Below are 7,676 nucleotides of genomic sequence, written 5' to 3'. Positions count from 1 at the left end.
TGTCCCGAGACGTCATGCTGATCGAGATCACCCCCGAGGGGTACGACCTGGACCTGGACCTCCGCTATGCCACGGCGGACAACATCACCGGGCGGCCCATCTACGCCCGGGCCGCGTGCTATCTGCACATGGACGCCGCCGCGTTGCTGGGGCGGGCGGTCGCCCTGGCGCGGCCGCTCGGCCTGCGGCTGCGGGTATTCGACGGCTTCCGCCCGGCCGAGGCGCAATGGACACTGTGGGAGGCCTGTCCGGATCCGGACTTCATCGCCGACCCCCGGCGCGGCTCGCCGCATTCCATGGGCGCGGCCGTGGACCTGACCCTGGTGGACACCGCCAGCGGCGCGCCGCTGGAGATGGGCACGGGCTTCGACGCCATGGTCCCCGAGTCCCATCACGGGGTGCTGGAAGTCCCGGCCGAGGCGCAACGCAATCGCCTGTTGCTGCTGGGCCTGATGACAGCGGCGGGGTGGGACTTCTATCGGAACGAGTGGTGGCACTATCAACTGTTCAAGCCGCGCGGCCGCTATCCGGTGCTGAGCGACGCCGCCGCCGGCACCCACATGATGCCGGGCGGGACGAATGGAGTCGGCGCTTGAATGTCTCCGCTTCGGCCGGTTGCGTTGCCAATCGGCGCGAAAAATCCTACACCATCCGTGGAGATTTCGGGCAGTCAACATCAGTGTGACCAGACAACACCACCCGGGGGGGGCAAGACGAAGAATGATCCAGATCACATACGCCAGCACCGCCACCACCCCCATGTCCACCGCCGATCTCAGGGACATCCTGACGGTTAGCCGGCGCTACAATGCCGCCCACGGCATCACCGGGATGCTCCTGTATCACGAAGGCACCTTCCTTCAGGTGCTGGAAGGCGAGGAGCCGGAGGTCGAAGCCCTGGTCGACCGCCTCAGCACCGACAGCCGACACACGGACGTCACCATCCTCGAACGCAAAACGGTCACGGAACGCGAGTACCCTGACTGGAGCATGGGGTTCAAGAAGCTCTCCAGCCAGGACCTGAGCAACATCGCCGACCTAGAGGGCTTTGACGAAAGCAAGCTCAGCGCGGTCTACCTGGCCAGCCACAACAACGTTCTGAAATCGCTGATGCGCCATTTCCGCGCCGAGCGAAGGCAGGCCATCAGCGAGGAAGAGCTTCCGACGGAAGAACTGTCCCTGGACGAGCCGGACCGCCTGATCAATATCCTGCACCGGGTCATCCGCTTCAGCGTTCGCATCCTGGCCGTCCTGATGGTGTTTTCCATCCTGTGGGGCATCGTCGACGTCGCCAATGTCCTCTACCAGGAGATCCTGGCGCCCGTCGCGACGGATTTCGAGATCCGGGACATCATCGTCACCTTCGGTGCCTTCCTGACGGTGCTGATCGCCATCGAGATCTTCGTGAACATCACGCTGTATCTGCGGGATGACGTGCTACATATCCGGTTGGTGGTCTCCACCGCCCTGATGGCCATCGCCCGAAAGGTTATCATCCTCGATCTGGACAAGATCGAGCCCAGCTACATGTTCGCCATTGCCGCCATCGTCATCGCCCTGGGGATCACCTATTGGCTGGTCGGCGAACGGACCATCGGCCAGAAACCACGGCGCACCCGAAGCGCCTGATCCATTGCGGGAGGCATGATGCCGGAGCGTGAGCCGTGACCCATCCCCTGGGCGGACCGACCCTGGCCCTGGACACCTCGGGCCGGGCCTGTGGCGTGTGCGTGTGGCGAGACGGCGCGGTGCTGGCGCGCGCCGACCAGGCCATGGAGCACGGCCAAGCCGAGGCGTTGGCCCCGATCGTGCGGGCGGTTCTGGCCGACGCCGGGCTGACGGCAACCGAGATGACGGCCATCGCCGTCACCGTCGGCCCGGGCAGCTTCACCGGGCTGCGCGTCGGTCTGTCGTTCGCGCGCGGGCTGGCGCTGGCCGCCGGATGCCCCGTGCTCGGCGTGACAAGCACGGCGGTCCTGGCCCGCATGGCCGCGGCGGCACCGCCGCGGGACACGCCGATCGCCGTCGCCCTGGACGCCCGCCGCGCCGAGGTGTTCCTGCAAGTGTTCGACGCCGACCTGCGAGCAATGGGGGAGCCTGTTTCGCTGCCACCGGCCGACGCCCGCGACAGCCTGCCGAAAGAGCCGACGCGCCTCACAGGCGACGGCGCGGCCCTGCTGCCGGCCTTGGCGCCGCACGCGATCACCATCGTGCCGGACGCCGAGCGTCCGCCCGACCCGGCGATTCTGGCGGCCATGGCGGCCAAGGACCCGGGCTCCGCCCTGCCGGCACGGCCCCTGTACGTCCGTCCGCCGGACGCGACCCGCCCGCCGCCCGACAGTCGGTCCCGGCCGTGACCCCGCGACCGCTGGAGATTGTGCCGGTGGCGCCGGCCCATGTGCCCGTCCTGGCCGAACTGCACCGCGTGTGTTTTATCGACCAGCCCTGGCACCGCCCGTGGGACGAGGCCGAGATGGCCGACGTGCTTACACTGCCCGGCCTGCGCGGCTGGGTGGCCCTGGCCGGGCCAGAGGGCGAGCCCGTCGGGATGCTGCTGGTCCAGATCGCCGGTGACACTGCCGACATCGTGACCCTGGCGGTCCGCCCGGCACCGTGGCGGCGTCAGGGCATCGGGCGCGCCCTGCTGGGCCACGCCGAGCGCGACATACGATCCCTGGGCGCGACCCGCCTTGTCCTGGAGGTGGCGGATGGCAACGCCGCCGGCACTTGCTTCTACCGGTCGTGCGGCTACCAACTCCTGAACCGGCGGCGCCTTTATTACACGCACGGAACCGACCTGCCCCGCGATGCCCTGGTCATGGCCCGGGATCTGAGCGAGGCGCCCGCCGAACCGCGCGGCCAGTAACACCCCGATCGCCCCCCAGCCTGCAGGCGCGTTGTGGACAAAACACAGACCGGGCGGTTTGCCTAGGTCATCTTCCGCAAGATGAGCCTATGAACACCCTCGGGACCCTCGCCCTCTTCCCTCTCCAGGGAAATGACGGCATGGCCATGCTCGATCAAGGAGCGGGGCACGTTCTTCAGGGGCTCCGGGCCTTTAAGACGAACCAAGGCGGTCTCCCCCACCCTCATGCGCTCGACAAGAAGCTTCGTCTTGACAAACGTAAAGGGGCAGATATCTGCCGTTATGTCGATTGCATGGTCGCTCATGGTCATCCTGGTTTCCGTTGGGCCGCCGAAACTGGATTTTGGGCACGACAGAACACTTGCCGGGTTTATCTAAAACCCCTATAACACCCTTAATGGGATTCCGATGCAGGCTCCGGGACCGTCAAGGTTTGCGCCTGTCGCGGTCCGGCCCCTGGGCCATCAGGCCCGTCAAAGCCATTTCGCGCCTCGGTCACATACAGAAAGGTCGATTGATGTCCTCGTCCGCCAACGAGCAAGAACTTCTCCGCCTGACGGCTCAAATCGTCTCGGCTCACGTCGGCAACAACTCCGTCGCGGTGGCTGATCTCACCACCCTGATCCAGGACGTGCACCGCAGCCTGGCCACGGTGGGACAGACGGAGGCACCGCAGGAACGGCCGCAACCCGCCGTTCCCATCAAGAAATCCGTGAACCCCGACTATATCGTGTGCCTGGAGGACGGCAAGAAGCTGAAGATGCTCAAACGCCACCTCAAGACCGCGTACGGCATGACACCGGAAGAATACCGGGAGCGTTGGGGGCTTGGTCCCGACTACCCGATGGTCGCGCCGAACTATGCCCAGCACCGCAGCGCGCTGGCCAAGAAGATCGGCCTGGGCACCCGCGACCGGCGCCAGGCCGACGAAGGCTAACGCCCATTGCCGAGCCCGTGGGGCGTGCGCCGGCGTTGTCCGCTGGCGCCGTCCGCCGCCCTTCAGTCCGGACGCACCCATTGCCTCCGGCAGCTTCGTCATGGCCCGCGCGCGGCGCCGTTCGGACGACGCGTGCCATACCTTTTCTTTTTCCCCGTCGATCCCTAATATGGGGCGAATCGTCAAACCAGGGACCGAAGCGGCGCCAGTCCATGATTTCCCGTATCGAGCAACGCTGCGTCGACAAAGGCATGAAGATGACCGGGCAGCGTCGCGTGATCGCCCGCGTGCTGTCCGAAGCGGAGGACCACCCGGACGTCGAGGAAGTGTATCGGCGCGCAACGGCCCTCGATCCACGCATCAGCATCGCCACCGTCTACCGCACCGTCCGGCTGTTCGAGGAAAACGACATCCTCGAACGGCACGATTTCCGGGACGGCCGCGCCCGCTATGAGGAAGTGTCCGAGCACCATCACGATCACCTGATCGACCTGAAAACCGGCCGCGTGATCGAGTTCCAGAACGACGAGATCGAACAACTGCAGGAGCGGATCGCCCGCGATCTTGGATACGAGTTGCGGGGGCACCGCCTGGAGCTTTACGGTTTGGCCATCAAGGACGACACTGGCGATGGCGCATCCTAGGGGCACCGGGACGCCCAGGACCGGCGCCGCCGGTCATCGACAGCGGACAGCGAGGGACATGCCGTTGCGCCCAGACGCGCGTCCGAGCGTGATCGGCCGGTCCTGGCACGCTCTTGCAACGAGGGATCATGGTCCGGCATCATTCGCCGATCGGCCTGCACGGCCCCGCCTGATCACGGCCCGCCGGCGTCCCGGCGCGGCCGGCGGGCCGGTGCCGAACGGCCGGGGTATCGGAACCATGGATCCGGGCAAGGAATAAGATGGGGTCTCTCGGGGATTTGCGCGCGGGCGATCTGGATGTCGTCCTGGCGGATACGGAAGACGAGATTCGCGCCGCCCAGGCCTTGCGATTCCGGATTTTCTACGGTGAGCGGGGGGCCCAGCCGAGCCTGGAAACAGCGGCGTGCGGACGCGATTTCGACGCGTTCGACGAGATCGCCGATCACCTGCTGGTCATCGACCATTCCCAGGGCACCGGCGGCGACCGCGTCGTCGGCACCTACCGGCTGATGCGGCGCGAGCACGCCAAGCGCGCCGGGTGCTTCTACACGGCCTCGGAATACGACATCTCGGCTATTCTGGCGCAGCCTTACGAGGTCATGGAGCTGGGCCGGTCCTGTGTCGACGCCCGCTACCGCAACCGCCACACCATGCAACAGCTGTGGCGCGGCATCGCCGCCTACATGTTCCGGCACGACGTCGGCCTGATGTTCGGCTGCGCCAGCCTTCACGGCACCGACGTCGAGGCGTTGGCCCCCGCGCTGAGCTACCTGCACCACTGCCATCTGGCGCCCGAGGACATCCGTCCGGTGGTGCTACCCCAGTACTATCAGCCCATGAACCTGATGGACGCCGATAGCCTCAATGCGCGGCGCGTGGTGGCGGGCCTGCCGCCGCTCATCAAGGGATACCTGCGCCTGGGGGGCTTTGTCGGCGATGGCGCCTACGTCGACCGCCAGTTCAACACCACCGACGTCTGCGTCATCGTCAAGACCGACCTGGTGACCGAGAAGTACCTTCGGCACTACGACCGCACCGCCCGATCCGTCCCGTCCTCCGCGTTGTGATCCGGCGGAAGGGAAATCCGGCATGATGTCGCCCGCCCGCGCCGCGTTGCGCCTGACCCTGTTCCTGTTGTGGACCGTGGCCGTGGCCCTGCCCTATGCCGCGCTGATGGGCGCGCGCCTGCCCCATCGGTGGCTGGCCCGCGTCTACTGGCGGAGCGTCACGCGCATTATCGGTCTTCGGGTACGCCTTGTGCGCGGCCGCTTCACCAGGGCGCGGCCCTTGCTGATTTTGTCCAATCACACGTCCTATCTGGACATTGTCGTATTGGGCGCCCTGGCCGACGCCGGATTCGTCGCCAAATCCGAGGTGGGGACGTGGCCGGGCTTCGGCCTGCTCGCCCGCCTGGGCCGGACGGTGTTCGTCGAGCGCAAGCGCGCCAGCACCGGCAAGGGACGCGACGACATCGCCCGGCGGCTGACGGAAGGAGAGCCCCTGGTGCTGTTTCCCGAGGGGACCAGCAATGACGGCAACCGCGTGCTGCCGTTCAAGAGCGCGCTGCTGGCGGTGGCCGAGCCGCGCCGCCGGGTGGCGGCCGCGCCCGATGCGGTGGCGGCCGGTCCGCCCTTGTGCATCCAGCCGGTGTCGCTGGCCTACACGCGGCTGGACGGCCTGCCGATCGGTTACGGATGGAGACCGTTCTATGCCTGGTACGGCGACATGGACCTGGCGCCGCACCTGTGGACGGTTCTCGGCCTGGGCACCGTGACCGCCGAGGTCATCGTGCACGATCCCGTGGACCCGGCCGCGTACCCATCGCGCAAGGCCCTGGCGCAGAAGTGTCACGCCCTGGTGGCGAGCGGCGTGTCCGAATTGCTGTCCGGGCGCGGCCCCGCCACCGACCGACACCGGGAGGACACACCCCATGACGACGCCGGAGACCCGTGAGCACATCTTCACCGTCGAGACGGTGCCCCTGAAATATGGGCGCGGCGCCCTGCGCGAGCTTGGCCACGACATCAAGGCCCTTAACGCGCGCCGGATCGCGCTGTTCACCGACCGCCACCTCGCCACCACCGAGCACGTGGCCATCGCCCGCGAGGCCCTCGCCCGCGCCGGGCTGGACGTGGTGGTCTACGACGCCGTGCGGGTCGAGCCGACCGACACCTCTTTCCGCGAGGCCGCCGCGTTCGCCGTGGACGGCCGGTTCGACGGGTTCGTGTCGATCGGGGGTGGTTCGGTCATGGACACCTGCAAGGCCGCCAACCTGTACGCCACGTACCCGAACGACTTCCTGGCCTACGTCAACGCCCCCATGGGCCAGGGCAAGCCGGTGCCGGGACCGCTGAAGCCGCATCTGGCCTGCCCCACCACCTGCGGCACCGGCAGCGAGATGACGGCCACGGCGATCTTCGACTTTGTGTCGGAAAACGTGAAGACGGGCATCGCCCATCGCGCCCTGAAGCCGACGCGCGCCGTGGTGGACCCGTCCACCATCGACACGCTGCCGACCGGCGTGGTGTGCTCGACTGGGCTCGATGTGCTGACCCACGCCATCGAGAGCTGGACCGCGCGCGACTTCCGCACCCGCGACACTCCCGCCGAGCCCGGCCTGCGCCCGCCCTACCAGGGCTCGAATCCCTGGTCCGATATCGGGTCCATGAAGGCCATCGAGCTGGGCGGGCGCTATCTGGAACGGGCCTACGCCGACCGGGCCGATACCGAGGCGCGCGACGGCCTGATGTTCGCCTCGACCCTGGCCGGCATGGCCTTCGGCAACGCCGGCGTGCACATCCCGCACGCCATGAGCTATGCCGTCGCCGGGCTGAACCATCGCTACGTCGCCACCGGCTACGAGGACGAAACGCCCATGGTGCCGCACGGCTTGTCGGTGGTGGTGAACGCCCCCGCCGCGTTCCGCTTCACCGCCCCGGCCTGCCCGGAGCGGCATTTGCAGGCCGCGCACGCCCTGGGCGCGGACACCCGCAACCTGACGCCGGACCATGGCGGCGAGGCGCTGGCGGCGCGGCTGGCGGACATCATGCGCAACACCGGCTGCCCCAACGGCATCGGCGCCCTGGGCTACACCGAGGCCGACATCCCGGCGCTGGTCGAGGGCGCGGCCAAGCAGAAACGGCTGCTGGTCCAGGCCCCGCGCGACCCCGACGAAACCAACCTTGCCGACATCTTCCGGGACGCGTTGCGGTATTGGTGAGGGGCGGGG

General features: G+C 67.7%; 10 protein-coding genes. 9 read left to right on the top strand and 1 reads right to left on the bottom strand.

Annotation, left to right across the window (positions count from 1 at the left end; all coding sequences use genetic code 11):
- Positions 1 to 14 precede the first annotated feature (14 nt).
- The 4 genes from ddpX (at position 15) to Q0309_RS04145 (ending at position 2,866) form a co-directional block, all read left to right on the top strand.
- Positions 15 to 596 carry a D-alanyl-D-alanine dipeptidase gene (gene ddpX, locus Q0309_RS04160; RefSeq protein ID WP_299437766.1) on the top strand — a complete coding sequence of 194 codons (582 nt, stop codon included), beginning with the start codon at positions 15 to 17 and terminating at the stop codon, positions 594 to 596.
- 124 nt (positions 597 to 720) lie between these two features.
- Complete coding sequence (locus Q0309_RS04155) at positions 721 to 1,629, top strand: phosphate-starvation-inducible PsiE family protein (RefSeq protein WP_299437758.1); 909 nt, start codon at positions 721 to 723, stop codon at positions 1,627 to 1,629.
- Between the two features lie 35 nt (positions 1,630 to 1,664).
- On the top strand, positions 1,665 to 2,357 hold the full coding sequence (tsaB, locus tag Q0309_RS04150) for a tRNA (adenosine(37)-N6)-threonylcarbamoyltransferase complex dimerization subunit type 1 TsaB (protein WP_299437756.1): 693 nt from the start codon (positions 1,665 to 1,667) through the stop codon (positions 2,355 to 2,357).
- The gene (locus Q0309_RS04145; RefSeq protein WP_299437754.1) at positions 2,354 to 2,866 is read left to right on the top strand and encodes a GNAT family N-acetyltransferase; all 513 of its coding nucleotides are present in this window, start codon (positions 2,354 to 2,356) and stop codon (positions 2,864 to 2,866) included. Before tsaB ends, Q0309_RS04145 begins: the two co-directional genes overlap by 4 nt.
- Before the next feature lie 62 nt (positions 2,867 to 2,928).
- On the opposite strand, the gene Q0309_RS04140 is transcribed toward Q0309_RS04145, so the two are convergent.
- Positions 2,929 to 3,177, bottom strand: a complete 249-nt coding sequence (locus Q0309_RS04140; RefSeq protein WP_299437752.1) for a sulfurtransferase TusA family protein — start codon at positions 3,175 to 3,177, stop codon at positions 2,929 to 2,931.
- A gap of 206 nt (positions 3,178 to 3,383) precedes the next feature.
- Between Q0309_RS04140 and Q0309_RS04135 the strand changes: the two genes are divergently transcribed.
- The 5 genes from Q0309_RS04135 (at position 3,384) to Q0309_RS04115 (ending at position 7,667) form a co-directional block, all read left to right on the top strand.
- Positions 3,384 to 3,803, top strand: coding sequence for a MucR family transcriptional regulator (locus Q0309_RS04135; protein ID WP_299437749.1), 420 nt, complete (start codon positions 3,384 to 3,386; stop codon positions 3,801 to 3,803).
- A gap of 212 nt (positions 3,804 to 4,015) precedes the next feature.
- Positions 4,016 to 4,447: a Fur family transcriptional regulator gene (locus tag Q0309_RS04130; RefSeq protein WP_299437747.1), complete on the top strand. Its 432-nt coding sequence runs from the start codon at positions 4,016 to 4,018 to the stop codon at positions 4,445 to 4,447.
- A gap of 260 nt (positions 4,448 to 4,707) precedes the next feature.
- On the top strand, positions 4,708 to 5,514 hold the full coding sequence (locus tag Q0309_RS04125; RefSeq protein WP_299437745.1) for a GNAT family N-acyltransferase: 807 nt from the start codon (positions 4,708 to 4,710) through the stop codon (positions 5,512 to 5,514).
- A 22-nt stretch (positions 5,515 to 5,536) separates the two neighbouring features.
- On the top strand, positions 5,537 to 6,400 hold the full coding sequence (locus Q0309_RS04120) for a 1-acyl-sn-glycerol-3-phosphate acyltransferase (RefSeq protein WP_299437743.1): 864 nt from the start codon (positions 5,537 to 5,539) through the stop codon (positions 6,398 to 6,400).
- Positions 6,378 to 7,667, top strand: a complete 1,290-nt coding sequence (locus Q0309_RS04115; RefSeq protein WP_299437740.1) for a hydroxyacid-oxoacid transhydrogenase — start codon at positions 6,378 to 6,380, stop codon at positions 7,665 to 7,667. Before Q0309_RS04120 ends, Q0309_RS04115 begins: the two co-directional genes overlap by 23 nt.
- Positions 7,668 to 7,676: the final 9 nt, after the last annotated feature.

The organism is uncultured Rhodospira sp., assembly GCF_937138205.1.
Lineage (GTDB): Bacteria > Pseudomonadota > Alphaproteobacteria > Rhodospirillales > Rhodospirillaceae > Rhodospira.
The sequence above is the reverse complement of the archived record's forward strand: the minus strand, read 5'-3'. Positions and strand labels throughout refer to the sequence as shown.

Coding starts and splice junctions, on each gene's coding strand:
- ddpX (WP_299437766.1), top strand. CDS start 15: ATGCTGATCGAGATCACCCCCGAGGGGTACGACCTGGACCTGGACCTC.
- Q0309_RS04155 (WP_299437758.1), top strand. CDS start 721: ATGATCCAGATCACATACGCCAGCACCGCCACCACCCCCATGTCCACC.
- Q0309_RS04140 (WP_299437752.1), bottom strand. CDS start 3,177: ATGACCATGAGCGACCATGCAATCGACATAACGGCAGATATCTGCCCC.
- Q0309_RS04135 (WP_299437749.1), top strand. CDS start 3,384: ATGTCCTCGTCCGCCAACGAGCAAGAACTTCTCCGCCTGACGGCTCAA.
- Q0309_RS04130 (WP_299437747.1), top strand. CDS start 4,016: ATGATTTCCCGTATCGAGCAACGCTGCGTCGACAAAGGCATGAAGATG.
- Q0309_RS04125 (WP_299437745.1), top strand. CDS start 4,708: ATGGGGTCTCTCGGGGATTTGCGCGCGGGCGATCTGGATGTCGTCCTG.
- Q0309_RS04120 (WP_299437743.1), top strand. CDS start 5,537: ATGATGTCGCCCGCCCGCGCCGCGTTGCGCCTGACCCTGTTCCTGTTG.
- Q0309_RS04115 (WP_299437740.1), top strand. CDS start 6,378: ATGACGACGCCGGAGACCCGTGAGCACATCTTCACCGTCGAGACGGTG.